Genomic DNA, 24,838 nt, shown 5'->3' on the forward strand with positions numbered 1-24,838 from the left:
GCCGTGCGCGTCCGGGAACCGGCATTGCCCCCGGGCGACCGGGGCCGGCGGCTGAACCCAGCCGCATGACCGACCGGGAGCGCCCGTGTTCTATTCGATCGTCGCGATCTTCGTCGGCGCCGGGCTCGGCGCGTTGCTGCGCTGGTTTCTGAGCCTCGCGCTCAACGCGTTCTTCCCTGCCGTGCCGCTCGGCACGCTTGCCGCGAACCTGATCGGCGGCTACGTGATCGGTGTTGCTGCCGTCGTCTTCACGACCCGCGTCGGGCTGCCGCCCGAGTGGCGGCTGTTCGTGATCACGGGTTTCCTCGGCGGGCTCACGACGTTCTCGACCTATTCGGTCGAAGTGATGACGCACGCGGTGCAGGGCGAATTCGGATGGGCGTTTGCGGTGGCTGCCCTACACTTGACTGGATCGTTCACGCTGACGGCGCTCGGCATGTGGACCGCGCGTGCGTGGTTCGCGGCCGCCTGAGCGCGCCGGCACCGGAGGAGGCGATGGACAGGGTCTTCTTGCGCTTCTACGTGCACGAGCACCATCGGCTGCACTGGAAGCCGGTGTGGGAATACTTGCTCGAGGAAGCGAATCGGATGGGTGTCGCGGGCGGTTCCGCGTTTCGTGCGATGGCCGGCTTCGGCCGGCATCGCGTGCTGCACGAGGACCGTTTTTTCGAACTGCAGGGGTCGCTCGCGATCGAGGTCGAATTCATCGTCACCGAAGACGAAGCGCAGCAGTTGCTCGAGCGGCTGTCGCGGGAGAAGGTGCGCGTGTGCTACGCGGTGATTCCGGCACGCTTCGGCGTGATCGATACGCTCGACGCGCCGCCGGCGCAGGGGCCGGCGGCGTAATCCGTCGTCAGATGCCGAACATCGTCAGCGACACGGCGGCGCGCGTGACGATCATCAGCAGCACCTGCACGATCACGAACAGCAGGATCGGCGACAGGTCGATGCCGCCAAGGTTCGGGATGATGCGGCGCAGCGGGTTCAGGAACGGCGCGGTGAGCTGATAGAGGATCGGCATCGCCGGCGAGCGCGGATTGAGCCACGACAGCAGTGCCATCAGGATCGTCATCCAGATCACGAGATTGAGCGCCCACTTCACGACGGTGAGCAGCGCGACCACGACGAGCGTTGCGATCACCGAGGCCGGATCGAAGCCGGCCATCAGGACCATCAGCACGACGTACACGAGCGCCGTGAGCAGCGCGGCGACGATGCTCGCCCAGTCGATGCCGCGCACGCCCGCGATCACGCGACGCAGCGGCAGCACGAGCCAGTTGGTCGCCTGCAGCACGGCTTGCGTGACGGGGTTGTACGGCGGCACGCGGACGGCCTGCATCCAGACGCGCAGGATCAGCGCGGCGCCGAACAGCGTGAAGAGGGTATTGAGCAGAAAACGGGCGATCTCGCCGAACATCGTTGGCATCCTTTTTATACAGTCGAGTAGCGTGCGGCCGCCAACGCCGGATGGCGGCGCATCGGCCGACACCTTATCACGCCTCGTCTTGCGACGGGGAGGGGTGCCCGGTGGTGCGCGCGAGCGACGTTTCGACGGCCTCGGCGAGCGCCGGCAGCGAGGCCGGCGGCGCGGCGCGCTTCGCCGCGAGCGCGACCGCGCGGCGGGTCATCAGTGCATACAGCGTCGCATGATCGCCGCCGCGTGCTTCGAGCAGCGCGAGCTGGCGCTCGACGATGCCGGTGTCGCCGCGCGAGACGGGGCCGGCGAGTGCATTCGCGAGGCCCTTGTCGCGCGCGGTCTCGATCGTGCCGGCGAGCATCGGCAGCAGCGCGCGCAGCGCGGCCTGTTCGTCGAAGCCGATGCCGCGCCACAGCTCGACCGCTTCCGACAGCCCGCACAGTGCGAAGCTCGCCGCGTAGTGCGCCGCCGCGTGATAGAGCATCCGGCCGCCGGCCGGAATCGACAGCGGATGGCAGCCGAGTGCGGCAGCAAGTCGCATCAGCGTCGCGTGCAGCGCGCCGTCGGCTTCGATCGTGACCGAGCAGCCGTCGATGCGGGCGAGGTCGGCGTCCGTGCCGCCGAACAGGTAGAGCGGATGGAAGCCGCCGGTGGCCGCGCCCTGCCGTTTCGCCGGATCGAGCAGGTCGACCGACGATGCGCCGCTGCAGTGGACGAGCGCCTGGCCGGCCGCGCGCGACGCGTCGACATGCAGCGCCGCGGCGGTCGACGCGAGATGGTCGTCGGGAACGGTCAGGAAGATCAGGTCGGCGGCGTCGACGACCTGCTGCGGCGTGTCGACTGCCCGGCAGCCGTCGATATCCGCGGCGAGCGCCTCAGCCGATCCGGCCGTGCGGCTCGCGATCGCGACGACCGGAAAGCCGGCCTGCGCGAAACGTCGTGCGACGCAGCGCGCGAGGCGGCCGGCGCCGATGAAACCGAGGCGGGGTGTGTCGGGGAGGGGCATGGCGGGTCAGGAAGCGGAAACGGCGCAGCCGCCAGTATCGCAGGAATGGTGCGGCGGCCGCGAAAGGGTGGTTTCGGTGCCGATGCGCGGCGGTCGAGGTCGGCACGCGCGACGCGTTCCGGCGCGATGCGCGTATCGGGATCATCGCGGAATGCAGGCCCTTTTATCCGGCCCCGAATCACGTGGCGCCCGCGTCCCTCTTGAATTGTCGGCGTCTTGTCTCAAATTTGTAATCGTTCATTACTGAAGCGCTCCCGCCACACGCATCGGCTCCGGTAAGACTGACCGTCCGGCGCGTTGCGATCTTGCCGTTCGGACGGAATCGCGCGACCGGCAAGGGTTGCCGCGGATGCGCAGGCCCGCGCCGCAGCATCGATGCGACCGCGTGCAATTGCAATTTGCAACAAATGCGCGATACGCGAGGGGCGGGTTTTCGCTACATTGCATCCATGCGACGTGCACGCCCGCCGTTGCCGACAGGAGCGCATAAATGACCGCTCCAGCAGGAGAATCGAAGTGAAAAAGCTCATTCCGTTCATCGCCGCCGCCGCGCTGGGCCTGGGTGCCGCAAGCGCCGCGCAGGCCCACGTGTCGATCGGGGTCGGCATCGGTATCCCGGTCGCACCCGCCTATCCGGTGTACGCACCGCCGCCGCCGGTGTACTACGCGCCGCCGCCTCCGCCTGTCTATTACGCACCGGCGCCGGCCTACTATGCGCCGCCCGTGGTCGTCGGCGGCTACTACGGACGTCCGTACTGGCGGCGTGGTTACGGCGGCTGGGGTCATCACGGCTGGCATCGCTGATCCGTCCCGCGCGGCCTGACCGCGCGCGGCAAAACGGCGCAACGTCCCTCGCGGGGCGTTGCGCCGTTTTTCATTGGGGCGGTGGCAGCGGTCGCGGTTGGGTGCCAGGCCGCCGCATCGCGGTTAGACCGCGTGGGCGATCAGGTCGCGATAGCCGCCGACGATCACGCTGTACGAGAAATACGCGAACAGCAGCGCCGACGCGACGTGGCACGCGCGCATCAGCCCCGCGCCCGCGCGCTTGCGGCCCTGGCTCGCGAGCGTGCACATGAAGAGCGTCCACGCGAGCCCGCCGAGGAAGAAGCCGGACAGGAACACCGACGCCGTCGCCGGCGTGGTCGCACCCGCTTTCGCGATCAGCGCGCCGCCGACCGCCGCGAACCACAGGATCGCGCTCGGCGACGACATCGCGAGCAGCATGCCGCGCATGAAGCTGCGCCGGGCGCTGGCGCGCGGCTGCGGCGCGTCGTCCGCATCGCCGTCGCTGGCCGCGCCGGCCGGCGCGAGCGCTTCGCGCGCCATCTTCCACGTGAGGAACAGCAGCACCGCGCCGCCGCCGATCCACACGATCCAGCGCACCGCCTCGAACTGCAGCAGCACGGCCATCCCGGCGAGCGCGAGCGCCGCGTAGACCAGATCGCCGACGCACGAGCCGACGCCGAGCCAGAAGCCCGGCCGGAAGCCGTGCGACAGCGTCAGCGACAGCATCGCGACATTGACGAGACCGATGTCGAGACACAGCGACAGCGACAGGAAAAACCCGTCGGACAGCATCGAGGCGGGGGGGAAGCTCATCGTCGTTCTTGTTGAGGCGTTCAATGCGCGGGCCGGCGAGCGCCGGCCTCGCGGGCTTACAGTCCGATCTCCTGCCAGAGCCGGTCGACGCGCGCCTTCACGGCGGCATCCATCTCGATCGGGCGGCCCCATTCGCGGTTCGTCTCGCCGGGCCACTTGTTGGTCGCGTCGAGCCCCATCTTCGAGCCGAGGCCCGCGACGGGCGATGCGAAATCGAGATAGTCGATCGGCGTGCTGTCGACCATCACGGTGTCGCGCACCGGATCGACGCGCGTCGTGATCGCCCAGATCACTTCGTTCCAGTCACGGATATTCACGTCCTCGTCGACCACCACGATGAACTTCGTATACATGAATTGCCGCAGGAAGCTCCACACGCCGAACATCACGCGCTTCGCGTGGCCCGCGTAGCTCTTCTTCATCTGGACGATGGCCATCCGGTAGCTGCAGCCTTCCGGTGGCAGGTAGAAGTCGGTGATCTCCGCGAACTGCTTCTGCAGCAGCGGCACGAACACCTCGTTGAGCGCGACGCCGAGCACGGCCGGCTCGTCGGGCGGCTTGCCCGTATAGGTCGAGTGATAGATCGCGTCGCGGCGCATCGTGATGCGCTCGACGGTGAACACGGGAAACCACTCCTGCTCGTTGTAATAGCCGGTGTGGTCGCCGTACGGGCCTTCGAGCGCGTGTTCGTACGCGGCGGACGCGTTGCCGGCCGGACGCGGCGGCGCGCCGGCCGGGGCAGGGGCGGGCGTGCCTTCCTGCGGATGGATGAAGCCTTCGAGCACGATCTCCGCGCGTGCGGGCACCTGCAGCGTGTCGACGCCGGGCGTCAGGCACTTCGCGAGCTCGGTGCGGCTGCCGCGCAGCAGGCCGGCGAACTGATATTCGGACAGCGAATCGGGCACGGGCGTCACGGCGCCCAGCGTCGTGGCGGGATCCGCGCCGAGCACGACGGCGACCGGATACGGCTTGCCCGGGTTCTTCAGCGCGAATTCGCGGAAGTCGAGCGCGCCGCCGCGATGCGCGAGCCAGCGCATGATCAGTTTGTTGCGGCCGATCAGTTGCTGGCGGTAGATGCCGAGGTTCTGGCGGGACTTGTTCGGTCCGCGCGTGACGGTGAGCCCCCACGTGACGAGCGGCCCCGCATCGCCCGGCCAGCAGGTCTGGATCGGCAGCTTGTTGAGGTCGACGTCGGCGCCTTCCCAGACGATCTCCTGGCACGGCGGCGACGACACCGATTTCGGCGCCATGTCCCATACCGCCTTCGCGAGCGACAGCAGCTTGCCGGCGTCCTTCAGGCTCCTGGGCGGATCCGGCTCCTTCAGCGCGGACAGCAGCCGCCCGAGATCGCGCAGCGAGCCGAGCGCGGCATCGTCGCCCGCATCGACGCCCATCCCGAGCGCGACGCGGCGCGGCGTGCCGAACAGGTTGCCGAGCACCGGAAATGCGTTGCCGGGCGGCGCGTTGAACAGCAGCGCCGGGCCGCCGGCGCGCAGTACGCGGTCGCACAGCTCGGTCATTTCGAGCACGGGCGACACGGGTTGCGTAACGCGCCGCAGTTCGCCGAGCGCCTCGAGGCGCTGGATGAAATCGCGTAAGTCTTTGTATTTCATGAAGAAGGTCCGGACCACCCGCATGACGGGCAGCAATGGGCGGGCGCAGCGGCCGGCTGCGGCCCCGAATCGACCGACGATTTTACCCGGGGCGCCGCGCACACGCCCGATAGAGAAAAAAGTTGGCCGCGCGCAAAGCCGCTACGGCAGGGGGACTGACGTTCTGAAGGGTGATTTGAAATTACTTTTTGTTATAATTTCGATGTTTTATAGTGTTGACGATCTATAAAACCCTGCTAGAATCCGCTCACATTGGTTGCAGGGTAAAAGGCTTCGAGCCGCCAATCACCGATCTTTGACGCAGCGCGTCACCGTCCGCCGAAACCTGCACGGCGTATCGACGGCCTTGAGTTGTAGTCCTAGCCAGCGCCACCAGACGCTGGTTTTTTGCGTGAGTGCCATCGCGTATGCCCGCCTCGCCCATTGTGCGAAGGTGCCGGCCCTCTTACACCCTGGCCTCGAACGGTCTTACACCGTTTCTCCGATGCCTGCGCGTCCCAACCAAGGCGCGCGGCGTCGTGATTCCGCGGCGCGTATTCTGTCTCGCCATCGAGCTGAGCGAGCCGCACGAGTCATGTTCATGGGAGATGATCTGAATGAACGCTTGGTTATCGTGGCGTCCCAGTGAGCAGCATGCGCAGTTCGTGCGCGGTGTGCTGCGTCGCGGGACGCGTGTCAGTCACCATCTATTCAGCGTCGTCGGCTGTTGCGCTGTCGCGGTTGCGCTTGCCCTGTGGCTGCTGCCGACCGTGCGCGGTTCGCTCGCGGCGAAGCTGATGCCGGTCGTGTCCGCGGCCGTGCAGGCCGGTCCGGCCCGTCTGCTGACCGGCCATCCGCTGCCGAACTTCGCACCCGCCGGCGCGCAGCCGCAGCAGGACGATCCGCCCGAAACGGATGCGCTCGCAGTCGGCCTCGACGTCGCACCGGAACCCGCCGCGCAGAACGATGCGTCCGATCCGGCCCGCAACGGCCCGTCGCCCGTCGCACTCGCGAAGCTGATTCCGGCCCAGCGGGTGCCGGTCGATGCGCGCGACGATCGCGCGCTCGCGTCGAACCGCCAACAGGCGCTCGTCGCGACCTACCTGTCGCGCCGGTATCGCGTTGCTCAGGAGCCGCTCGGCCAGCTCGTCAAGGCCGCGTTCCAGACCGGTCACGACGTCGGCCTCGATCCGCTGCTGCTGCTGTCCGTGATGGCGATCGAATCGGGTTTCAACCCGTACGCGGAAAGCGGCGTCGGCGCACAAGGCCTGATGCAGGTGATGTCGAAGGTCCATTCCGACAAGTTCGAATATTTCGGCGGTACCGATACCGCCCTGCAGCCGCTCGCGAATCTGCAGGTCGGCGCGCTCGTGCTGAAGGACTGCATCGCACGCGGCGGCTCGCTGGCGACCGGCCTGCGTCTGTACAACGGTTCGACGAACCCGGACGACACCGCATACGGCTCGAAGGTCATGGCCGAACGCGGTCGCTTGCGCGACGTTGCCCACGGCCGCAGCGTGCCGATCAATGCGCCGCAAACGCCGGCTCAGCCGTCGAAGCCGATCGTGACCGCGGCCGTGACGGTAGCGGCAGGCGGCGCGAAGCGCGTGCATGCGACGCTCGACGCCGCACAGCCGCTCGCCGCGAAGGGCACCGCTGCCTCGAAGGGCGCGCCGCAGCAGGACGACGCGAGCGTCGACACCGTGAAGCAGGCGCACGACGACCATTCGGAGCTGGGCGCGTAACGCCAGGCAGCTCCGGCTGGACGATTCAAGGAAAAAGGCACCCGATTCGGGGTGCCTTTTCTTTTTTGCGCGTGCCGCAGGAGGGCGTGCCGGCCGAGACGGGCCCCGGGCCCTGCGTCAGCGCTGACCGAACAGCGTCGCGAGCCGCTCGACGGCCTCTTCGAGGCGCGAGTATGCGGTCGCATAGGACAGCCGGATATAGTCGCGCGGCGCATGCACACCGAAATCCATGCCAGGCACCAGCACGACGCCCGCGTCGTGCAGCATCGCCTGCGTGAGCGCCGCGCTGTCGCCGGCCGCCGGGTGGGCGACGCCGCCGCAGTTCGCATATACGTAGAACGCACCGTCCGGCATCACGGGTACCGTGAAGCCGAGCCGCTCCAGCGCCGGTGCGATGAAGTCGCGGCGACGCTTGAATTCGAGCCGGCGCGCCTCGTAGATATCGAGCGTCGACGGCTCGAAGCAGGCGAGCGCCGCGTGCTGTGCGAGTGCGGAAGGGCAGATGAACAGGTTCTGCGACAGCTTTTCGAAGGTGCCGACGAGCGCCGGCGGCACGACCAGCCAGCCGAGCCGCCAGCCGGTCATGCTGAAGTATTTCGAGAAGCTGTTCACGGTGAGGACGTCGTCGCCGTACGACAGTGCCGACACGGGCGCCGCGTCGTAGCTGAGCCCCTGATAGATCTCGTCGACGATCGTGAAGCCGCCGCGTGCGCGCACGGCTTCGACGATCCGCTTCAGCTCGTCCGGTTCGAGCGACGTGCCGGTCGGGTTCGACGGCGACGCGAGCAGCACGCCGCGCGTGCGGCTGCCCCAGCGCGTGCGGACGTCGTCCGCGGTGAGCTGGAAGCGCGCTTCCGGGCCGCTCGGCACGAGCACCGGACGGCCTTCGGCTGCCGCGACGAAGTGCCGGTTGCACGGATACGACGGATCGGGCATCAGCACCTCGTCGTCGCGGCCGACGAGCGCGAGGCATGCGAGCAGCAGCGCGGCCGACGCGCCGGCCGTCACGACGATCCGTTCGGGGCTGATCTTGAGGCCGTAGGCGCGCGCATAGTGCGCGGCGATCGCTTCGCGCAGCGGCGCGATGCCGAGCGCGCTCGTGTACTGCGTGACGCCGCGGCGCAGCGCGGCCGCGGCCGCCTCGACGACGGGTTCCGGCGCGGTGAAGTCCGGCTCGCCGATACCCATGTGGATAACATCGCGCCCGGAGGACTCGAGCTGCTGTGCCTCCTTCATCAGTTCCATCACGTAGAAGGGCTGGATCGCGTCGACGCGTGCGGCGAGCGTGATGAGCGAATCGGCGGTGGTATTCATGGGGCGGGCGGAGCGGGGAGCGGAGGGAGAACGAAAAACGGGCGCTTGCGCGCCCGTCCAACTACGGAATCAGCCGTTGCGGCGTGCCTGCGTTTCAGCAGGGCGCAGCTTCGCGGCGAGCTTGTCGAGCACGCCGTTGACGTACTTGTAGCCGTCGGAGCCGCCGAACGTCTTCGCGAGTTCGACTGCTTCGTTGATGATCACGCGGTACGGCGTTTCGACATGGTGCGTGAGTTCGAACGTCGCGATCAGCAGCACGGCGCGTTCGACCGGCGACAACTGGTCGACCGGACGGTCGAGCGACGGCGTGAGGGCTTCGACGAGCGTTGCATGCTCGCGAATCACGCCGTGCAGGATCGCGTCGAGCAGCTCCTTGTCGGCCTTGTCGTAACCGAGCGCGCCGCGCAGTTGCGCGTCGATCTCGCCGGAGGACGCGTTCGACAGCAGCCACTGATACAGGCCCTGCGTCGCCAGCTCGCGCGATTGTCGGCGGGCGCTCTTCTTCATGCGCGCTCCTCTTCGTCGTCTTCGTCTTCTTCTTCGTCCTCATCCTCGTCGTCGCCGAGCTGGTCGAGGGCCATCGTCAGGTTGGCCATCTCGACGGCGACGCGTGCGGCGTCACGACCCTTTTCGGTCATGCGCGCGACGGCCTGCTCGTCGTTTTCGGTTGTCAGGACCGCGTTTGCGATCGGCAGGTTGAAGTCGAGGCCGATGCGGGTGATGCCCGCGCCGCTTTCGTTCGACACGAGTTCGAAGTGGTACGTCTCGCCGCGGATCACCGCGCCGAGCGCGATCAGTGCGTCGAACTGGCCGCTTTCGGCGAGCTTTTGCAGCGCGAGCGGGATTTCCAGCGCGCCGGGCACCGACACGAGCAGCACGTCTTCACCGGAGACGCCGAGGCGTTCGAGTTCTTCGACGCATGCATCGGCGAGGCCGTTGCAGACGGGTTCGTTGAAGCGGGATTGCACGATGCCGATACGCAGGCCGTCGCCTTCGAGATTCGGTTGGTATTGTCCGATTTCCATGATCTGGTCCGTGGTGTGGATGAACGGTTATAGGGCGAAAGCGCCGTGGCGGGTTACGCGTTGGACGCCGGGCAGGACTTGGCTTCGCCGCCGGGCATCGGAATGAAGCCCGTGACTTCGAGGCCGTAGCCGGACATGCTGCCCAGCTTGCGCGGATTCGACAGCACCTGCATCTTGCCGACGCCGACATCGCGCAGGATCTGCGCGCCGATGCCGAACGTCTTGAAATCCACCGGCCGGCGCTTGAGCGCGGCGGCCTTCTCTTCCTCGTCGAACGCCTTGAAGACGTCGATCAGGTGTTCCTTCGTGTCGCCGCAGTTGAGCAGCACGATCACGCCGAGGTCGCGCTGCGCGATGTCGCGCATCGCGGCGTCGAGCGTCCACGAGTGGGTCGAGATGCTCGTCTCGAGCAGATCGAGCACCGACAGCGGCTCGTGCACGCGCACCGGCGTGTCGACGTCCGGCGACGGCGTGCCGCGCACCAGCGCGATGTGCGGCGAGCCGCTCGGCTGGTCGCGGTACAGCACCGCGCGGAACTCGCCGTGCGCGGTCTGCATCGTGCGCTCGGCGATCCGCTCGATGATCGATTCGGTGCGGCTGCGGTACTGGATCAGGTCGGCGATCGTGCCGATCTTCAGATCGTGCTCCTTCGCGAACTCGAGCAGGTCGGGCAGGCGCGCCATCGTGCCGTCGTCCTTGATGACCTCGCAGATCACCGCGGCCGGCGTGAGGCCGGCGAGCGCGGTGAAGTCGCAGCCGGCCTCGGTGTGGCCGGCGCGCACGAGCACGCCGCCCGGCTGCGCCATGATCGGGAACACGTGGCCCGGCTGCACGATGTGCTCGGGGCGCACGTCGTGCGCGACCGCCGTGGCGATCGTGTGCGCGCGGTCGGCGGCCGAGATGCCGGTCGTCACGCCTTCGGCCGCTTCGATGCTGACCGTGAAGGCGGTGCCGTACTGGGTGCCGTTGCGATAGGTCATCAGCGGCAGGTGCAGCTGCTTGCAGCGTTCCTGCGTCAACGTCAGACAAATCAGGCCGCGGCCGTACTTGGCCATGAAGTTGATCGCTTCCGGCGTGACGAATTCGGCGGCGATCACGAGATCGCCTTCGTTTTCGCGGTCTTCTTCGTCGACCAGGATCACCATCCGGCCGGCTTTCAACTCCGCGATGATGTCGAGCGTGGAGGCGAGCGTCATAAGGGGGCGAGAAAGAGGAAAGTGCGTATTTTACGCCAGCCGGACCGCGTTTCGGCTGGCACCGGCTGTGCGCGGCCGGCGAGCGCGCCGCAAAGCGATGCAACCGGCTTCCGGCACGGGGCCGTTCATGCTGCCGCGGCCCGCCCGCGCAAGCGGGCGGCCGCGAGCCGGGCCGGGCCCCGGCGGTGCGTCACGCGTGCTCGTTGCGGCCGCCGAGATAGTCCAGCTTGCCGAGTTCGACGCCGCTGTGGCGCAGGATGTCGTACGCGGTCGTCACGTGGAAGAAGAAGTTGGGCAGCACGAAGTTCAGCAGGTACGACTGGCCGGTGAATTCGATCGGGCCGACGCGCATCTTGAGCACGATCTGGCGCGTTTCGCTGCCGTCGATCTGCGCGGCGTCGAACCCTTTCAGATAGTCGATCGTTTTCTGGATGCGCGCGTGCAGCTCGTCGAAGCTCTGCTCGACGTCCGGGTAGCTCGGGATATCGGTGCCGGCGAGCCGCGCGGCGCAGCCCTTGGCCGTGTCGGTCGCGATGTAGACCTGGCGGACGAGCGGCAGCATGTCCGGATAGAGGCGTGCGCCGATGAACACCGACGGGTCGATCTGCTTCTCGGCCGCATGCGCCTGCGCCTTGCCGAGGATGTGCTGCAGGTTGGTGAGGCCGCGGATCAGGACGGGCAGCGAAGCCTGGTACATCGAGATGGACATGGGGACGACTCCTTGAGGAAGAGGGGCAGCCGGTGCGCGGCGCGCCGTGTGTCGCGGCGCCGAAACCGCTGCCGTTGCATCTTAGCGCGACGCGATGACCCGTGCGCGTCGTTGGCCGTTCGGCCAGGTGTCGGGACGGACCGGGGCACGGGCGTCGAGCGATCGGCCCGTCGCGAGGCAGGGAAGCGCGGGCGGAATCAGGGTAGCCGGGCGAGCCGGACGCAGACGGCCGGCGAATGGTCCGGCACGGCCGGAACGAGGCGGCTTCCGCTCGTCCTCCGGGCAACGTCGGGCCGAACCGCCCGCCGCCGTTCTGTTTGCCGGCGGGAACCGGTCAGTCAGTCCTGGTGCACGCCCTGCGACGCCGACATTATCCGCTCGACATACCGCGCAATCATGTCGACTTCGAGATTGACCTTGTCGCCGGCCTTCACGTGCCGCAGCGTCGTGACTTCGACCGTATGCGGAATCAGGTTGATCGAGAATTCGCAGCCGTCCGCGCGATCGTCGACCGTGTTGACGGTCAGGCTCACGCCGTTGACCGTGATCGAACCCTTGTACGCGAGATAGCGGCCAAGCTCGCGCGGCGCGACGATCCGCAGTTCGTGCGATTCGCCGACCGGCGCGAAGCGCGTCACGGTGCCGAGGCCGTCGACGTGGCCCGACACGATGTGGCCGCCGAGCCGGTCGTGCGCGCGCAGCGCCTTCTCGAGGTTCACGTCGCCCGGCTGCGCGAGGCCGACCGTGCGGTTCAGGCTTTCGCGCGACACGTCGACGTCGAAGCCGGCTTCGGTCTTTTCGATCACCGTCATGCACGCGCCCTGGATCGCGATGCTGTCGCCGAGCGCGACATCGGCGAGGTCGAGGCCGCCTGCCTGCACGGTCAGGCGCACGCCCGCGTCGGCCGATGCGCCCAGCGGGCTGATCGATTCGATGCGGCCGACGGCCGCGACAATTCCCGTAAACATCGTGGCGATCCCGTTCAGTGAGTGGCGGGGGACGGCGCGATACGCGCCAGGATCCGCAGATCGTCGCCGATCCGCTCGACGCTGTGGAACGCGAGTCGCGTACGGGCGTCGAGGCTCGCCGGCGCGGCGAGGTCGAACATGCCGGCCGCGTCGCTGCCGAGCAGGCTCGGCGCGAGATAGACGAGCAGCTCGTCGACGCACTGTTCGCGCAGCAGCGAGCCGTTCAGCTTGTGGCCCGCCTCGACGTGCAGCTCGTTGACGCCGCGCGCGCCGAGCGCCGCCAGCATCGCGGGCAGGTCGACCTTGCCGTGCGCGTTCGCGAGCGGCACGATTTCCGCGCCGCGCGACTTCAGCACGTTCGCGCGGACTTCGCCGGCCGCATCGAGCCGGCCGCAGAAGATCAGCAGCGGCGGGCCTTCGAGCAGGCGCGCATCGAGCGGCAGGTCGAGGCGGCTGTCGACCAGCACGCGTTGCGGCTGGCGCGGCGTGTCGATGCCGCGCACGGTCAGGAGCGGGTTGTCCTCGCGCACGGTGCCGATGCCGGTGAGGATCGCGCACGCGCGTGCGCGCCACGCATGACCGTCGAGGCGCGCGGCCTCGCCGGTGATCCACTGGCTTTCGCCGGACGGCAGCGCGGTGCGGGCGTCGAGCGACGCGGCCGTCTTCATCCGTACCCACGGCCGGCCGCGCGTCATCCGCGACACGAAGCCGATGTTCAGTTCGCCCGCTTCGTTCGCAAGCAGCCCGCAGCGCACGTCGACGCCCGCATCGCGCAGCATCCCGAGGCCGCGCCCCGACACCTGCGGGTTCGGGTCTTCCATCGCCGCGACGACCTTCGCGACGCGCGCTTCGATCAGCGCGTTCGCGCACGGCGGCGTGCGGCCGAAGTGGCTGCACGGCTCGAGCGTCACGTACACGGTGGAGCCGGCGACGTCATGGCCGCGCGCACGCGCATCCTTCAGCGCCTGCACTTCCGCGTGGTCCTGGCCGGCCGGCTGCGTGAAGCCTTCGCCGATCACGTCGCCGTCCTTGACGATCACGCAGCCGACGCGCGGATTCGGCGCCGTCGTATACATGCCGCGCGCCGCGAGTGCGAGCGCACGCTCCATGTGGGCGAAATCGGTATCCGAGAACATGCGCGCGGACCCGGGTCAGGCGGCGAGTGCCGCGAACGCGCGGCGCGCGGCCGCGAGCGTCGCGTCGATCACCGCGTCGTCGTGCGTGCTCGACACGAAGCCGGCCTCGTACGCGGACGGCGCGAAGTACACGCCTTCGTCGAGCATCAGGTGGAAGAAGCGGTTGAAGCGCTCGATGTCGCTCTTCGTGACTTCCGCGAAGCTGGTCGGCACGCGCTCGGCGAAGTACAGGCCGAACATCGCGCCGATCGAGTCGGCCGCGAACGGCACGCCGGCCGCGCGCGCTTCGGCCGCGAGGCCGTCGGCGAGGCGCTTCGTCTGCGCGGTGAGCGCGTCGTAGAAACCCGGCGCCTGGATCAGTTGCAGCGTTTTCAGGCCCGCGGCGACCGCGATCGGGTTGCCCGACAGCGTGCCGGCCTGGTACACGCCGCCGAGCGGCGCGAGGTGGGCCATGATGTCGCGGCGGCCGCCGAACGCGGCAGCCGGCATCCCGCCGCCGATCACCTTGCCGAGGCAGGTGAGGTCGGCCGTGATCCCGTAGTACGCCTGCGCGCCGCCGAGCGCGACGCGGAAGCCGCACATCACCTCGTCGAAGATCAGCACCGCGCCGTGCTTCGTGCACAGCGCGCGCAGCGCGTTCAGGAACTCCGGCGTGCCGCGCACGAGGTTCATGTTGCCGGCGACCGGCTCGACGATCACCGCGGCGATCTCGTCGCCGAACGCGCCGAATGCTTCTTCCAGCGCGGCGACGTTGTTGTATTCGAGGACGGTCGTGTGCTTCGCGATGTCGGCGGGCACGCCGGCAGACGTCGGGTTGCCGAACGTCAGCAGGCCCGAGCCGGCCTTCACCAGCAGGCTGTCCGCGTGGCCGTGATAGCAGCCCTCGAACTTCACGATGCGGCTGCGGCCGGTGAAGCCGCGCGCGAGACGCAGCGCGCTCATCGTGGCTTCCGTGCCGCTCGACACCATCCGCACCTGTTCGATCGACGGCACGAGCTTGCAGATTTCCTCGGCGATCTCGATCTCGGCCTCGGTCGGCGCGCCGAACGAGAAGCCGTCGGCAAGCACGTTCTGCACGGCCGACAACACGTCCGGATGGACGTGGCCGACGATCATCGGGCCCCACGAGCCGATGTAGTCGATGTACTGCTTGCCGTCGGCATCCCAGAAATACGGGCCTTGCGCGCGCGACACGAAGCGCGGCGTGCCGCCGACCGAACGGAAGGCGCGCACCGGCGAGTTGACGCCGCCCGGAATGGTCTTCTGGGCGCGTTCGAAGAGGATCTGATTGTTGGACATGAGCGAAACCTGCGAGAGAAGGGCGCGGGGGCCTGTGCACGGGCCGCGGCGCCTGGGCGGAACGATCGTCCGATTGTACCGGAGACGCGCGCGGCGGGCCCGCGGCGGGGTCTGCGGCCTTTCGGCGCGTTGGGGAAACCGAGGTATCGATCCGGCCCGTTTATCGTGGCGGCTTGCGCTTGCCGGTCAGCTCGGCCCAGCGCTTCTCGAGCGGGCCTTCGACCATCGGCTTGATCGACGTGCCGGAACTTTGCGCATCCCAGGTCTGCACCGAGTACGGATGCACGCGCAGCGCGTCGCGCGGGATCACGACGTCCAGATGGGCGTCGACCAGCCAGTCGTAGACGAAGTCGATGCACAGCCGGTAGCCGCGCTTGGTCGCCGGATCGGGCACTTCATAGGGCGCGCGCGTCACGTAGCCCGAACCGAACACGCCCTTCGGCTCCTTCGCGACGCGATGCAGGAACACGCGGTCGCCCGGCAGGATGCCGCGCGCGAAGCCGCAACCCCAGACGTCGTGCACGGCCTCGCCGGCCTTCACGCGCGCGGCGACGTCGGGCAGTTCGGGCCACGGCCATTTCTTGGGGCTCCAGATCAGCAGGAAAGCGGTCATCGGTTCGGTCGTGCGGTTGAATAGGTCAGACGAGAGCGCGGCAGAGTCGCAAGCTTAATCGAATCCACCCGCGACCCGCATGCGCGGCGCTCGCCGGCCTTGCGCCGCAGGGCGGCCGGCGGCATGCGAGAAAGTTGCGCGTACAATCATGGGCCTGGGCGCGCCGCATGCGGCGCGGCCTCCCGTCTTCAACGCCCGCGTGCCCCGATGCGCGCGGGCTCCCAATCCGGATACCCATGTCCCACGTCGTCCGGCGCCGGCCCGATGCCCGGCTGATCCTGTTGCTCGGCGCGCTCGCCGCCTGCGGGCCGATCGCTACCGACATGTACCTGCCGAGCCTGCCGTCGATTGCCGACGGTTTCTCCGTGAGCCCCGGCGCCGCGCAGCGCACGCTGACGAGCTTCATGGCCGGCTTCTCGATCGGCATGCTGCTGTACGGTCCGCTGTCCGATACGTGGGGGCGCCGCCCGGTGCTGCTCGGCGGCATCGCGCTGTTTACGCTCGCCAGCATCGGCTGTTTCGTGTCGGGCTCGATCGACATGCTGATCTTCGTGCGCTTCCTGCAGGCGCTCGGTGCGGGCGCCGCGTCGGTGCTCGCCCGCGCGATCGCGCGCGACGCGCACGAGCCGACCGATGCGGCGAAGGTGCTGTCGATGGTCGCGATCGTCACCGCGGTCGGGCCGTTGCTCGCGCCGCTGATCGGCGGCCAGATCCTGCGCTTCGCCGGCTGGCGCGGCGTGTTCGTCGTGCTGGCCGTATTCGGCGCGCTGTGCGCGGCGACCGCGTACCTGCGCGTGCCCGAAACCTGGCCGAAGGAGCGTCGCAAGAGCGCGGCCGTGCTCGCGTCGTTCGCATCGTACGGGCGGATCCTGTCCGATCCGGTCGCATGGGGGCACATGCTGTGCGGCGGGATGGCGTTCGCGTCGATGTTCTCGTACATCACCGCGACGCCGTTCGTGTACATCGAGTATTTCCACGTATCGCCGCAGCACTACGGGCTGCTGTTCGGCCTGAACGTCGTCGGGATCATGATCGGCAACTTCGCGAACACGCGGCTCGTCGGCCGCATCGGCTCGCTGCGCATCATCGCGGCCGCGTCGCTCGTGAGCTGCATTGCGTCGCTCGCGGTCGCGCTCGTCGCGCTGACGGGGTGGGGCGGGCTGTGGTCGATCGTCGTGTGCCTGTTCTTCGTCGTCGGCGTGGTCGGGATCCTGTCCGCGAACTGCACGACCGACCTGATGCATCGCTATCCGCACAACGCGGGCGCGTCGGCGGCCGTGTTCGGCGCGATGCAGCTCGCGCTCGGCGCGCTCGCGAGCGTCGCGATCGGCGTACTGGCCGACGGCACGCCGTTCGCGATGGGCGTGACGATCGGCATCGCGGGCGTGCTGTGCTTCGTCGGCCGCTATCTGGTGCTGCGCTGGCATGGGCGGCCCGTGCCGGCCGGGGCTTGATTCACGTCCGCATTATTTGGCGCGGTCTGACGAGCGATTGTCGAGTCGATAGCTACGCTTCGAGTTGATCACGAACCGCTTGACCTGGGCATCGAGTTCCTGGCTGTGGTACAGGTCCAGGCATTTCAAGAAATCAAACCTGACGCCTTTGATTTCGGATTCGACGATCGGATTGCGATAGTCGCGTGCAAGAAAACGATTGACCAGCGATTTGCTCGCGTCGGGGTTCCGTTCCAGATCGAAGTCGGTCCAGTCCATCAGTGCACTGGCGCTGCTTCCCGCGTCCATCGTCGCGGACGGTTCATTCCGATAAGCGGTCGCGATGCATTCGGCGAGCACCATGTCCTTGTAGTTCTGCGCGTAGGTTCGGGCGCCGGCTTGCGGCGACGACGTTGTATCTGTTGCATGGCCCGATTGCGCCGCTAACGTCAGTGCCCCCAGCATCGCATACCGGAGCAGCGGATTTTGTCTCATGGCAGACTCCAGCGGTGTGCACCGATCCAACACATCGCCTAAAAAACAAACCGGTCTATTTGGCGAGGTGCAATCAGCGCGGCAGACTTTCCAAGCGCTGATGGTTCCATTCTCCATCCAAAATAGCCTGATAGAGCATGCCTAGAGTCAGTGGTACTTTGTCATATTTTTCTCGGCGTTTTCTGGAGAAAGCCATCCGTGCCACTTCAATCAAGCTAAAGCCCTCTCCTGAGAAGTAGCGATTGAACTCAAAATCTCCAACTTGCACCGGAAATTTATCGAAGAAGCTCTCCATAAACTCGACCGCATCGTCGCCAGTGATATCCAAATCACCCTCGACGGCATGATCTTTTGTGAGAATTTTTTTGGGACTAACACCGGCCTCCCTTCTCACAAAATCCTCAAACTCGTTCCATGTAAACTGGCTCATCAGAACACCTTGTCCTCAGGCTTAACAAGCGCGTTATAGCGCGACACGGAACGAATGCTGATCATCGTGACATCGTTGGCAGCAATGACCCAGCCAACGACAGGAACCGCGCGCCCAACGAAAACCCCAATGTTTCTTACCAGAATGAACCTCAAGCGCTTAACGCTGGCGTTGGTCAGCGTCGGGAGGATCTTCTTCTTCAAATCGTAGTCCAGATACTTGCGACTCAATATCGACGCAACAGAAGTACCCGGCGTGGTACCAAAGGGCTTTGCTCGTGTTGGCAGCCAATTTTGACCGGCCACAATGGCAACCACTGCTGCTACATCGTCAACACCAAGCTCCTTGCATGTCTCGTCGATAAAGACAAGGAAAAACAGCTCCATCGGCGCGAGATTTCGATGTGTACCAAAGTCATAGGTGTTGTTCATTATAGTATTCCTCTCTCAGGCTATCGACGAGGCTGAAGCCACGAAGAGAACGATCCCCTGCCTATCGTCCAGGGTGCGGCCTCCCAGCGAAGGCGGGAATTTGATCACTCCTGCTTTGCCCCATCGCTGGATATTGGTGGCCACGTTGCCCCAATCGTTCGCGCAACCTTCTCCGCAGAATTTATCGGGGCGTAAATTCGCATTGCTGCTGCCCATGCGGCTGAAAAACGTGGTCTCGGCATATCCCTCTCCGCAAACTGGATGAACGTGATGCTGTCGATGCCAATCCGGGGTCTTTGAGAAACGCATCATTTCTCGCGTCGGACCGAGATGGCGACATCACACGGAGTGAAGGAATTTACCGAGCCTGGGCAACGGCTGACAATTGGACTGGTTCGAAAATGGACGTGTGTACGAACGTATGACGTCACGCGCAGCCATCGGCAGAAGGCGCGTCGATGATTGCCGAGTCGCTGTGGTTTGTGGCGGCGCCGCTCATGCGAAACACCCCGAACGCCGGGCCTGAATCCAGCGTTCGGGGTGTCGTGCACCGATGGTGTTTCGCCGAAGCGTCAGTCCCGCGCGACGTCCTTCGCGCCCGGCGACGCACCGTGGCTCAACCAGTCGAGCACGTCGGCCGTTTCGTCGTCGCTCGCGCGTGCCCGCGCCTGCGCGACGGCCTCGGGCAGCTCGCCGTTCGTCGACGCGCGGCGGATCGCGACGCCCACCGCGAGGATGTCGATCATCAGCAGATGCAGGATCCGCGAGATCATCGACAGCTGCGACTCGCGCATCTCGATGTGGTCGGTCTCGAGCGCGACGGTCGCGCGCTTCGCGAGCGGCGTGTTGCTCGACGTGATCGCGATCACCTTCGCGCCGGCCTGCATCGCGACCTCGAGCACGCGCAGCAGCTCGGGCGCGCGTCCCGACTTCGACACCGCGACGATCACGTCGCCCTTGCCGAGCAGCGCAGCCGACGCGGCCTGCATGTACAGGTCGCCGTACGCGATCGTCGGAATCCCGAACCGGAAGAACTTGTAGTGCGCGTCCTGCGCGACGATGTTCGAGTTGCCGAGCCCGTAGAACTCGATGCGGCGCGCACTGTTCAGGATCTCGATCGCGTTTTCGACATGCTCGAAATTCAGGTGCTCGCGCAGTTGCAGGATCGCGGATACCGTGTTGTCGAGCACCTTCGCGCCGAAGTCGGTGGCCGTATCGCCGAGATGCACCTGGCTGTGGCTCATCGGGATCGTGCCCGTGAGGCCGGTCGCGAGCTTCAGCTTGAAGTCCGACAGCCCCTGGCAGCCGAGCGAGCGGCAGAAGCGGATCACCGTCGGCTGGCTCACGTCCGCCTTGCGCGCGATGTCGACGATCGGATCGTTGATGATCGAGCGCGGATGGTTCAGCGCGAGATCGGCGACGCGGCGCTCGGCCGGCGTCAGCGCGTCGCGCATCTGCCGGATCCGCTCGAACACGGCCGACGATGCGCCGCCCGAACGGTTCGACAACTGCTCCGCGAGAATCGCCGATACGCCGAGGAACGCCGGATATTCGGCGGTGATCAGGTAGGTCGGAATGTTCTCGAGATAGTGCGTGAAGCGGCCCTTCGCCTCGAAGCGCTCGCGAAACGACGAGCGCGTGAACAGTTCGCCGAGCTTCAGTGCGACGCCGCCACCGATATAGACGCCGCCGAGCGCGCCGAGCGTGAGCGCGACGCTGCCCGCGAACGCGCCGAGGATCCCGCAGAAGCATTCGACCGTCTCGAGCGCGAGCGCGTCGCCGGTATGCGCGCGCTCGACGATCTCGACCGTGTCGACGGTGGCGGCGACGCGCTTCTTGTCGCGCGCGGCGAGCGCGCGATAGATGATCTCCATGCCGGGGCCGGCGCACACGCGCTCGAACGACACGTGCGGAAACTTCTTGCGCGCGTACTGCAGCACGAGATCCTCGCGCTCGTCCTGCGGCGCGAACGACGCGTGGCCGCCTTCGCTGCCGAGGGCGATCCAGCGGTCGTCGGCGGGAATCAGCCCCGACACGCCGAGCCCGGTGCCGGGCCCGAGCAGTCCGATCACGCTGTTCTGGCGGCGCGCGCCGCCGCCGATCTGCACGCGCTGCGCATCGGTGAGGCCGGGCAGCGCCATCGCGAGCGCGGTGAAATCGTTGACGACGAGCAGCGTGTCGAAGCCGAGCGCGCGGCGCGTCGCCTCGATCGAGAAGCTCCAGTCGTGATTGGTCATCGTGACCTGGTCGCCGTCGACCGGGTTCGCGATCGCGATCGCCGCGTGATTCACGCGGCTGATCTTCACGTCCTTCAGATATTTGCGGATCGCGTCGGTGAGCGTCGGGTAGTCGGCGCCGGGATAAACGCGGATCTGCGTGATCTCGCCCGGAGCGGTTTCCAGCGCGAAGCGCGCGTTGGTGCCGCCGACGTCCGCGAGCAGGCGCGGGCCGTCGGCATGCTGGCCCGCGACGACGGCCTTACTTTGCGCACCAGTAGACATCGAGCTGGGTCCCCTTGTCGTTGGCCAGTTGGGAAATCGCGTTCTTCTGCAGCGACGCGGCCGCGGCGTCGAGCACATCGCGTTTGCGGCTGCCCGCGATCAGCAGGAAGAGCCGGTCGACGCGCTTGAGCGCATCGAGCGAAAAGCTCACGCGCGCATGCGGCGCGGCGCCGGGGTGCACGGCGACGAAGCGTTCGGGCGTGACGATCGCGTGGCCCCATTCGGGCGCGTCCGCGAAGATCGATGCGGTATGGCCGTCTTCGCCCATGCCGAGTACCGCGACGTTCGGCACGCGGTAGTCGGCGTTCGCGTTGAGCGCGGCGACGTGCGCGTCGAGCGGCACGCGCGTGTCGACGAGCGGCAGGAAGCGGGCAGGGGCCGCGGCGTGCTGCAGCAGCGTGTCGCGCACGAGGTGCGCATTGCTGGCCGCATCGTCCTCCGGCACCCAGCGGTCGTCGACCAGCGTGACGTCGACACCGGCCCAGTCGAGCGCCGCATGCGACAGCGTGTGCAGGAACGGGCGCGGGCTCGTGCCGCCGGACACCGCGAGCGTGGGGCGCGCGGGGCCGGCGAGCGCGGCGCGCAGCGCATCGCCGACGGCGCGCGCGAGCGCTTCGCTTTGCGCTTCCTGGGTGTCGAAAGCGTGGATCTCGATCACATCTCCTCCGGACTGCTTTGTCTGTTCAATTCGTGCGAATCGTGGGGCGCGTTGCCGCGCGCATTCGCGCACGCGGCAACGGTTTGCATCAGTTTTCTTCTTCGAGCCAGCAGGTGTCGTGCTGCGCGAGCATCGCGCTCGCCGCGGCCGGCCCCCACGTGCCCGCCGCGTACGGCTTCGGCGGCTTCAGCGAGCGCGCCCATTCGTTCAGGATCGGCTCGACCCAGCGCCATGCGGCTTCCTGTTCGTCGCGACGCACGAACAACGCAAGACGGCCGTTGATCACGTCGAGCAGCAGGCGCTGGTACGCCTCCATCTGCCCTTCCTTGAAGAACCGGTCGAACGCGAGGTCGAGGTGCACGCTCGCGAGGTTCATCCCTTCGCCGGGCTGCTTCGCGAGGCAGTACAGGCGAATCGTCTCGTTCGGCTGCAGCCGGATCACGAGGCGGTTCGAGCCGGCGCGCAGCGCGGTCGGCCCCAGCGCCGAGTGTGGCACCGGGCGGAAGTTGACGACGATCTCCGCGACGCGGTCGGCCAGGCGCTTGCCGGTGCGCAGGAAGAACGGCACGCCCGCCCAGCGCCAGTTCTCGATCTCGACCTTCAGCGCGACGAAGGTTTCGGTCTGGCTGTCGGGCTTCACGCCCGGCTCGGTTGCGTAGGCCGGCACCTGCGCGCCCTTGATCACGCCCGCATGATACTGGCCGCGCACCGCGACCTTGCCGATGTCGCGCGGATCGACGGGCTTGAGCGCCCGCAGCACGCGCAGCTTCTCGTCACGCACGGAGTCGGAATCCATCGAGTGCGGCGGCTCCATCGCGACGATCGACAGCAGCTGCAGCAGGTGGTTCTGCACCATGTCGCGCAGCGCGCCCGTATTGTCGTAGAAATCGCCGCGCGCCTCGACGCCGAGCTCTTCCGCGATGGTGATCTGGATGCTCTCGACCCATTCGCGGCGCCACAGCGGCTCGAACAGCGCATTGCCGAAGCGCAGCGCGAGCAGGTTCTGTACCGGCTCTTTCCCGAGGTAGTGGTCGATCCGGTAGATCTGGCCTTCCGCGAAGATCTCGCCGACCGCGTCGTTGATCGCATTCGACGACTTCAGGTCGTAGCCGAGCGGCTTCTCGAGCACGATGCGCGCGCCTTCGTTCAGGCCGACCGACGCGAGCGCCTTGCAGATCGGCACGAACAGCGACGGCCCCGTCGCGAGATAGAACACGCGGATGCCGGGCAACTGCGCGACCGCGTCGCGCAGCACGACGTAGTCTTCCGCGCGGCCGAGGTCGAGCTTCACGTATTCGATGCGCTCGAGGAAGGATTTCCATGCGCTTTCGTCGAATGCGTTGCCGGCCGCCTTCGCCGCGTGCGGCTTCACATGCGTGTCGACCCATTCGAGATAGCCGTCCCGATCCGATTCGTGCCGTGCGACGGCAACGATCCGGCCGCTTTCCGCGAGCATGTTGCCGCGATGCGCTTCGAACAGCGCGGGCAGGATCTTGCGCATCGACAGGTCGCCGGTGCCGCCGAAAAGTACGAAGGTAAAGCTGGAATCGGTATGCATGTGTCTCCGCCGGTTGGGGTGCTGGGAAGCGATCCGTAGTGCGATAAAAATATTTTTGACACTGAATTGTAGTTTAACTACAATCCGCCGCAAGGGGTAGCACCTGGGTGAAGAAAAAAAGAAGTGTGGTCGATGAACTGCGCGAGCTTCGCCTTCGGGAACGCCTTGTGCCGAATGTTATCGGACATTGACGGAGCGCATCGTCCGCGCGCCGTCGACCCCGGGCTCGCGCCGCGGCATCGCGGCGGGCCAGAAACACAAAGAGGAGACACGCCGTTGAATCTCGATTCACGCTTTCTGTAAGAGCCCGGCCGGTCATCGGCCCCGTACGCTGCATGCGTCCCGCGGCTCGATTTCCCCGTCGTTTATCAAGAAGCCGGTTCCCGTTCAGGGAACTTCACGAGTTGATTCAGTCTGGAGGAGATAAGTAATGAAAGTTCGCTCGATCATGGGCGCGCTCTGCGCGGCAGGTCTGATGGCTGGCGCCATGGCGGCGCAGGCGGCCGAGAACGTTACGGTGCTGCACTGGTGGACCTCGGGCGGCGAGTCGAAAGCCGTCGGCGTGCTGAAGGACGACATCCAGAAGCAGGGCTACGTGTGGAAGGACTTCGCGGTCGCGGGCGGCGCGGGCGCGGCGGCCATGACCGCACTGAAGACCAAGGTGATCAGCGGCGACGCACCGTCGGCCGCGCAGATCAAGGGCCCGCTGATCCAGGACTGGGCCGACCAGGACGTGCTCGTCAACATCGATTCCGTCGCCGGCGACTGGAAGAAGAACCTGCCGCCGGAAATCGACAAGATCATGCAGTACAAGGGCCACTACGTCGCCGCGCCGTTCTCGGTGCACCGCGTGAACTGGCTCTATATCAACAAGGCCGCGCTCGACAAGGTCGGCGCGAAGGTGCCGACCACCTGGCCCGAATTCTTCGCGGTCGCCGACAAGCTGAAGGCCGCCGGCATCCAGCCGGTCGCGATGGGCGGCCAGCCGTGGCAGGACCTGACGCTGTGGGAAGACGTCGTGCTGTCGCAGGGCCCGGCGTTCTACAAGAAGGCGCTGGTCGATCTCGACCAGGCTACGCTGACGTCGCCGCAGATGCTGTCGGTGTTCGACACCGTGCGCAAGATCCAGGGCTACTTCGACGCCGGTCGTAACGGCCGCGACTGGAACCTCGCGACCGCGATGGTGATCAACGGCAAGGCCGGCATGCAGTTCATGGGCGACTGGGCGAAGGGCGAGTTCGAGAACGCCGGCAAGAAGTCGGGCAAGGACTACATCTGCGCGCCGGTGCCGGGCACCGCGAGCTCGTACACGTTCAACGTCGACTCGTTCGTGTTCTTCCAGCAGAAGGGCCAGAAGGCCGCGACGCCGGGTCAGCTCGCACTCGCGAAGACGATCATGACGCCGGACTTCCAGGAGCAGTTCAGCCTGCTGAAGGGCTCGATTCCGGTGCGCCTCGGCGTGAAGATGGACAAGTTCGACGACTGCGCGAAGAAGTCGTACGCCGACGAGCAGGTCGCGATCAAGTCGGGCGGCTACGTGCCGTCGCTCGCGCACGGGATGGCGCAGAACGACGCGACGGCCGGCGCGATCACCGACGTCGTGACGAAGTTCATGAACTCGCAGCAGGATTCGAAGAGCGCGGTCGCCGCGCTCGCGAAAGCCGCGAAGGTGAAGTAAGCGCGACAGGCGCCCGGCCGGACACGCACGATCGG

26 protein-coding genes are annotated in these 24,838 nt (G+C 67.0%); 6 read left to right on the forward strand and 20 right to left on the reverse strand.

Translation table 11 applies throughout. The features are described 5' to 3' along the window. Positions 1-85: 85 nt before the first annotated feature. Together crcB and BME24068_RS23975 are read left to right on the forward strand one after the other, a co-directional pair. Positions 86-472, forward strand: a complete 387-nt coding sequence (gene crcB, locus BME24068_RS23970; RefSeq protein ID WP_096503549.1) for a fluoride efflux transporter CrcB — start codon at positions 86-88, stop codon at positions 470-472. Between the two features lie 23 nt (positions 473-495). Beyond that, positions 496-846, forward strand: coding sequence for a DUF190 domain-containing protein (locus BME24068_RS23975; RefSeq protein ID WP_096503772.1), 351 nt, complete (start codon positions 496-498; stop codon positions 844-846). Between the two features lie 7 nt (positions 847-853). Here the strand turns inward: BME24068_RS23975 and BME24068_RS23980 are convergent, their stop codons facing one another. Then, positions 854-1,417 carry a YggT family protein gene (locus BME24068_RS23980; protein ID WP_096503552.1) on the reverse strand — a complete coding sequence of 188 codons (564 nt, stop codon included), beginning with the start codon at positions 1,415-1,417 and terminating at the stop codon, positions 854-856. A 76-nt stretch (positions 1,418-1,493) separates the two neighbouring features. Then, entirely contained in the window at positions 1,494-2,423 is a 930-nt protein-coding gene (locus BME24068_RS23985) for a Rossmann-like and DUF2520 domain-containing protein (RefSeq protein ID WP_174927621.1), read from the reverse strand. A gap of 516 nt (positions 2,424-2,939) precedes the next feature. On the opposite strand from BME24068_RS23985, the gene BME24068_RS23990 reads away from it, so the two are divergent. Next, positions 2,940-3,227 carry a hypothetical protein gene (locus tag BME24068_RS23990; RefSeq protein WP_098549498.1) on the forward strand — a complete coding sequence of 96 codons (288 nt, stop codon included), beginning with the start codon at positions 2,940-2,942 and terminating at the stop codon, positions 3,225-3,227. A gap of 123 nt (positions 3,228-3,350) precedes the next feature. Here BME24068_RS23990 and BME24068_RS23995 read toward each other — a convergent pair whose 3' ends face one another. Together BME24068_RS23995 and BME24068_RS24000 are read right to left on the reverse strand one after the other, a co-directional pair. Beyond that, positions 3,351-4,022, reverse strand: coding sequence for a LysE family translocator (locus BME24068_RS23995; protein WP_174927622.1), 672 nt, complete (start codon positions 4,020-4,022; stop codon positions 3,351-3,353). A 56-nt stretch (positions 4,023-4,078) separates the two neighbouring features. Beyond that, a complete protein-coding gene (locus BME24068_RS24000) occupies positions 4,079-5,635 on the reverse strand; it encodes a UbiD family decarboxylase (RefSeq protein ID WP_096503563.1) in 1,557 nt (518 codons plus the stop codon). Positions 5,636-6,231: 596 nt separating this feature from the next. On the opposite strand from BME24068_RS24000, the gene BME24068_RS24005 reads away from it, so the two are divergent. Beyond that, positions 6,232-7,359 (forward strand): lytic transglycosylase domain-containing protein, encoded by a 1,128-nt coding sequence (locus BME24068_RS24005; protein ID WP_174927623.1) that lies wholly within the window; start codon positions 6,232-6,234, stop codon positions 7,357-7,359. A gap of 117 nt (positions 7,360-7,476) precedes the next feature. Here BME24068_RS24005 and BME24068_RS24010 read toward each other — a convergent pair whose 3' ends face one another. The 9 genes from BME24068_RS24010 to BME24068_RS24050 form a co-directional block, all read right to left on the reverse strand. After that, on the reverse strand, positions 7,477-8,673 hold the full coding sequence (locus BME24068_RS24010; RefSeq protein WP_174927624.1) for a pyridoxal phosphate-dependent aminotransferase: 1,197 nt from the start codon (positions 8,671-8,673) through the stop codon (positions 7,477-7,479). Positions 8,674-8,742: 69 nt separating this feature from the next. After that, complete coding sequence (gene nusB, locus BME24068_RS24015; protein WP_014897817.1) at positions 8,743-9,180, reverse strand: transcription antitermination factor NusB; 438 nt, start codon at positions 9,178-9,180, stop codon at positions 8,743-8,745. Then, entirely contained in the window at positions 9,177-9,698 is a 522-nt protein-coding gene (gene ribH / locus BME24068_RS24020; protein ID WP_096503569.1) for a 6,7-dimethyl-8-ribityllumazine synthase, read from the reverse strand. Before ribH ends, nusB begins: the two co-directional genes overlap by 4 nt. Before the next feature lie 53 nt (positions 9,699-9,751). Further along, on the reverse strand, positions 9,752-10,894 hold the full coding sequence (ribBA, locus tag BME24068_RS24025; RefSeq protein ID WP_174927625.1) for a bifunctional 3,4-dihydroxy-2-butanone-4-phosphate synthase/GTP cyclohydrolase II: 1,143 nt from the start codon (positions 10,892-10,894) through the stop codon (positions 9,752-9,754). 190 nt (positions 10,895-11,084) lie between these two features. Continuing rightward, entirely contained in the window at positions 11,085-11,603 is a 519-nt protein-coding gene (locus BME24068_RS24030) for a DUF1993 domain-containing protein (protein ID WP_174927626.1), read from the reverse strand. 338 nt (positions 11,604-11,941) lie between these two features. Continuing rightward, a complete protein-coding gene (locus tag BME24068_RS24035; RefSeq protein WP_174927627.1) occupies positions 11,942-12,571 on the reverse strand; it encodes a riboflavin synthase in 630 nt (209 codons plus the stop codon). A 14-nt stretch (positions 12,572-12,585) separates the two neighbouring features. Beyond that, a complete protein-coding gene (ribD, locus tag BME24068_RS24040) occupies positions 12,586-13,707 on the reverse strand; it encodes a bifunctional diaminohydroxyphosphoribosylaminopyrimidine deaminase/5-amino-6-(5-phosphoribosylamino)uracil reductase RibD (RefSeq protein WP_174927628.1) in 1,122 nt (373 codons plus the stop codon). A 15-nt stretch (positions 13,708-13,722) separates the two neighbouring features. After that, positions 13,723-15,006 (reverse strand): glutamate-1-semialdehyde 2,1-aminomutase, encoded by a 1,284-nt coding sequence (gene hemL, locus BME24068_RS24045; protein WP_174927629.1) that lies wholly within the window; start codon positions 15,004-15,006, stop codon positions 13,723-13,725. A 160-nt stretch (positions 15,007-15,166) separates the two neighbouring features. Next, positions 15,167-15,619 carry a hypothetical protein gene (locus BME24068_RS24050; RefSeq protein ID WP_174927630.1) on the reverse strand — a complete coding sequence of 151 codons (453 nt, stop codon included), beginning with the start codon at positions 15,617-15,619 and terminating at the stop codon, positions 15,167-15,169. Positions 15,620-15,855: 236 nt separating this feature from the next. Here BME24068_RS24050 and BME24068_RS24055 point away from each other — a divergent pair, with 236 nt between their 5' ends. Next, positions 15,856-17,073 (forward strand): Bcr/CflA family multidrug efflux MFS transporter, encoded by a 1,218-nt coding sequence (locus BME24068_RS24055; protein WP_096503583.1) that lies wholly within the window; start codon positions 15,856-15,858, stop codon positions 17,071-17,073. A 12-nt stretch (positions 17,074-17,085) separates the two neighbouring features. Here the strand turns inward: BME24068_RS24055 and BME24068_RS24060 are convergent, their stop codons facing one another. From BME24068_RS24060 to zwf, 7 genes are all read right to left on the reverse strand, one after another. Continuing rightward, positions 17,086-17,547, reverse strand: a complete 462-nt coding sequence (locus tag BME24068_RS24060) for a type VI secretion system amidase immunity protein Tai4 (RefSeq protein WP_174927631.1) — start codon at positions 17,545-17,547, stop codon at positions 17,086-17,088. A gap of 73 nt (positions 17,548-17,620) precedes the next feature. Next, on the reverse strand, positions 17,621-17,977 hold the full coding sequence (locus BME24068_RS24065) for a DUF1493 family protein (protein WP_098549485.1): 357 nt from the start codon (positions 17,975-17,977) through the stop codon (positions 17,621-17,623). Continuing rightward, positions 17,977-18,408 carry an STM2901 family protein gene (locus tag BME24068_RS24070; protein WP_096503589.1) on the reverse strand — a complete coding sequence of 144 codons (432 nt, stop codon included), beginning with the start codon at positions 18,406-18,408 and terminating at the stop codon, positions 17,977-17,979. The genes BME24068_RS24065 and BME24068_RS24070 overlap by 1 nt, the downstream gene beginning before the upstream one ends. Before the next feature lie 15 nt (positions 18,409-18,423). After that, the gene (locus BME24068_RS24075; protein ID WP_143331667.1) at positions 18,424-18,720 is read right to left on the reverse strand and encodes a hypothetical protein; all 297 of its coding nucleotides are present in this window, start codon (positions 18,718-18,720) and stop codon (positions 18,424-18,426) included. Between the two features lie 260 nt (positions 18,721-18,980). After that, positions 18,981-20,909, reverse strand: a complete 1,929-nt coding sequence (locus tag BME24068_RS24080; RefSeq protein ID WP_096503591.1) for a bifunctional transcriptional regulator/glucokinase — start codon at positions 20,907-20,909, stop codon at positions 18,981-18,983. Next, a complete protein-coding gene (gene pgl, locus BME24068_RS24085) occupies positions 20,887-21,567 on the reverse strand; it encodes a 6-phosphogluconolactonase (protein WP_174927632.1) in 681 nt (226 codons plus the stop codon). Before pgl ends, BME24068_RS24080 begins: the two co-directional genes overlap by 23 nt. An 88-nt stretch (positions 21,568-21,655) precedes the next feature. After that, a complete protein-coding gene (gene zwf / locus BME24068_RS24090) occupies positions 21,656-23,125 on the reverse strand; it encodes a glucose-6-phosphate dehydrogenase (RefSeq protein ID WP_096503595.1) in 1,470 nt (489 codons plus the stop codon). A gap of 430 nt (positions 23,126-23,555) precedes the next feature. Here zwf and BME24068_RS24095 point away from each other — a divergent pair, with 430 nt between their 5' ends. Further along, the gene (locus BME24068_RS24095; RefSeq protein WP_096503597.1) at positions 23,556-24,803 is read left to right on the forward strand and encodes an ABC transporter substrate-binding protein; all 1,248 of its coding nucleotides are present in this window, start codon (positions 23,556-23,558) and stop codon (positions 24,801-24,803) included. Positions 24,804-24,838 lie beyond the last annotated feature (35 nt).

It is taken from the genome of Burkholderia anthina (genome assembly GCF_902498995.1).
Classification (GTDB): Bacteria; Pseudomonadota; Gammaproteobacteria; order Burkholderiales; family Burkholderiaceae; genus Burkholderia; species Burkholderia anthina.

Bases quoted from the DNA above. Each gene is read 5' to 3' on its own strand.
- BME24068_RS23975 (WP_096503772.1), top strand. From the start codon at position 496: ATGGACAGGGTCTTCTTGCGCTTCTACGTGCACGAGCACCATCGGCTG.
- BME24068_RS23980 (WP_096503552.1), bottom strand. From the start codon at position 1,417: ATGTTCGGCGAGATCGCCCGTTTTCTGCTCAATACCCTCTTCACGCTG.
- BME24068_RS23985 (WP_174927621.1), bottom strand. From the start codon at position 2,423: ATGCCCCTCCCCGACACACCCCGCCTCGGTTTCATCGGCGCCGGCCGC.
- BME24068_RS23995 (WP_174927622.1), bottom strand. From the start codon at position 4,022: ATGAGCTTCCCCCCCGCCTCGATGCTGTCCGACGGGTTTTTCCTGTCG.
- BME24068_RS24000 (WP_096503563.1), bottom strand. From the start codon at position 5,635: ATGAAATACAAAGACTTACGCGATTTCATCCAGCGCCTCGAGGCGCTC.
- BME24068_RS24005 (WP_174927623.1), top strand. From the start codon at position 6,232: ATGAACGCTTGGTTATCGTGGCGTCCCAGTGAGCAGCATGCGCAGTTC.
- BME24068_RS24010 (WP_174927624.1), bottom strand. From the start codon at position 8,673: ATGAATACCACCGCCGATTCGCTCATCACGCTCGCCGCACGCGTCGAC.
- nusB (WP_014897817.1), bottom strand. From the start codon at position 9,180: ATGAAGAAGAGCGCCCGCCGACAATCGCGCGAGCTGGCGACGCAGGGC.
- ribH (WP_096503569.1), bottom strand. From the start codon at position 9,698: ATGGAAATCGGACAATACCAACCGAATCTCGAAGGCGACGGCCTGCGT.
- ribBA (WP_174927625.1), bottom strand. From the start codon at position 10,894: ATGACGCTCGCCTCCACGCTCGACATCATCGCGGAGTTGAAAGCCGGC.
- BME24068_RS24030 (WP_174927626.1), bottom strand. From the start codon at position 11,603: ATGTCCATCTCGATGTACCAGGCTTCGCTGCCCGTCCTGATCCGCGGC.
- BME24068_RS24035 (WP_174927627.1), bottom strand. From the start codon at position 12,571: ATGTTTACGGGAATTGTCGCGGCCGTCGGCCGCATCGAATCGATCAGC.
- ribD (WP_174927628.1), bottom strand. From the start codon at position 13,707: ATGTTCTCGGATACCGATTTCGCCCACATGGAGCGTGCGCTCGCACTC.
- hemL (WP_174927629.1), bottom strand. From the start codon at position 15,006: ATGTCCAACAATCAGATCCTCTTCGAACGCGCCCAGAAGACCATTCCG.
- BME24068_RS24050 (WP_174927630.1), bottom strand. From the start codon at position 15,619: ATGACCGCTTTCCTGCTGATCTGGAGCCCCAAGAAATGGCCGTGGCCC.
- BME24068_RS24055 (WP_096503583.1), top strand. From the start codon at position 15,856: ATGTCCCACGTCGTCCGGCGCCGGCCCGATGCCCGGCTGATCCTGTTG.
- BME24068_RS24060 (WP_174927631.1), bottom strand. From the start codon at position 17,547: ATGAGACAAAATCCGCTGCTCCGGTATGCGATGCTGGGGGCACTGACG.
- BME24068_RS24065 (WP_098549485.1), bottom strand. From the start codon at position 17,977: ATGAGCCAGTTTACATGGAACGAGTTTGAGGATTTTGTGAGAAGGGAG.
- BME24068_RS24070 (WP_096503589.1), bottom strand. From the start codon at position 18,408: ATGAACAACACCTATGACTTTGGTACACATCGAAATCTCGCGCCGATG.
- BME24068_RS24075 (WP_143331667.1), bottom strand. From the start codon at position 18,720: ATGATGCGTTTCTCAAAGACCCCGGATTGGCATCGACAGCATCACGTT.
- BME24068_RS24080 (WP_096503591.1), bottom strand. From the start codon at position 20,909: ATGTCTACTGGTGCGCAAAGTAAGGCCGTCGTCGCGGGCCAGCATGCC.
- zwf (WP_096503595.1), bottom strand. From the start codon at position 23,125: ATGCATACCGATTCCAGCTTTACCTTCGTACTTTTCGGCGGCACCGGC.
- BME24068_RS24095 (WP_096503597.1), top strand. From the start codon at position 23,556: ATGAAAGTTCGCTCGATCATGGGCGCGCTCTGCGCGGCAGGTCTGATG.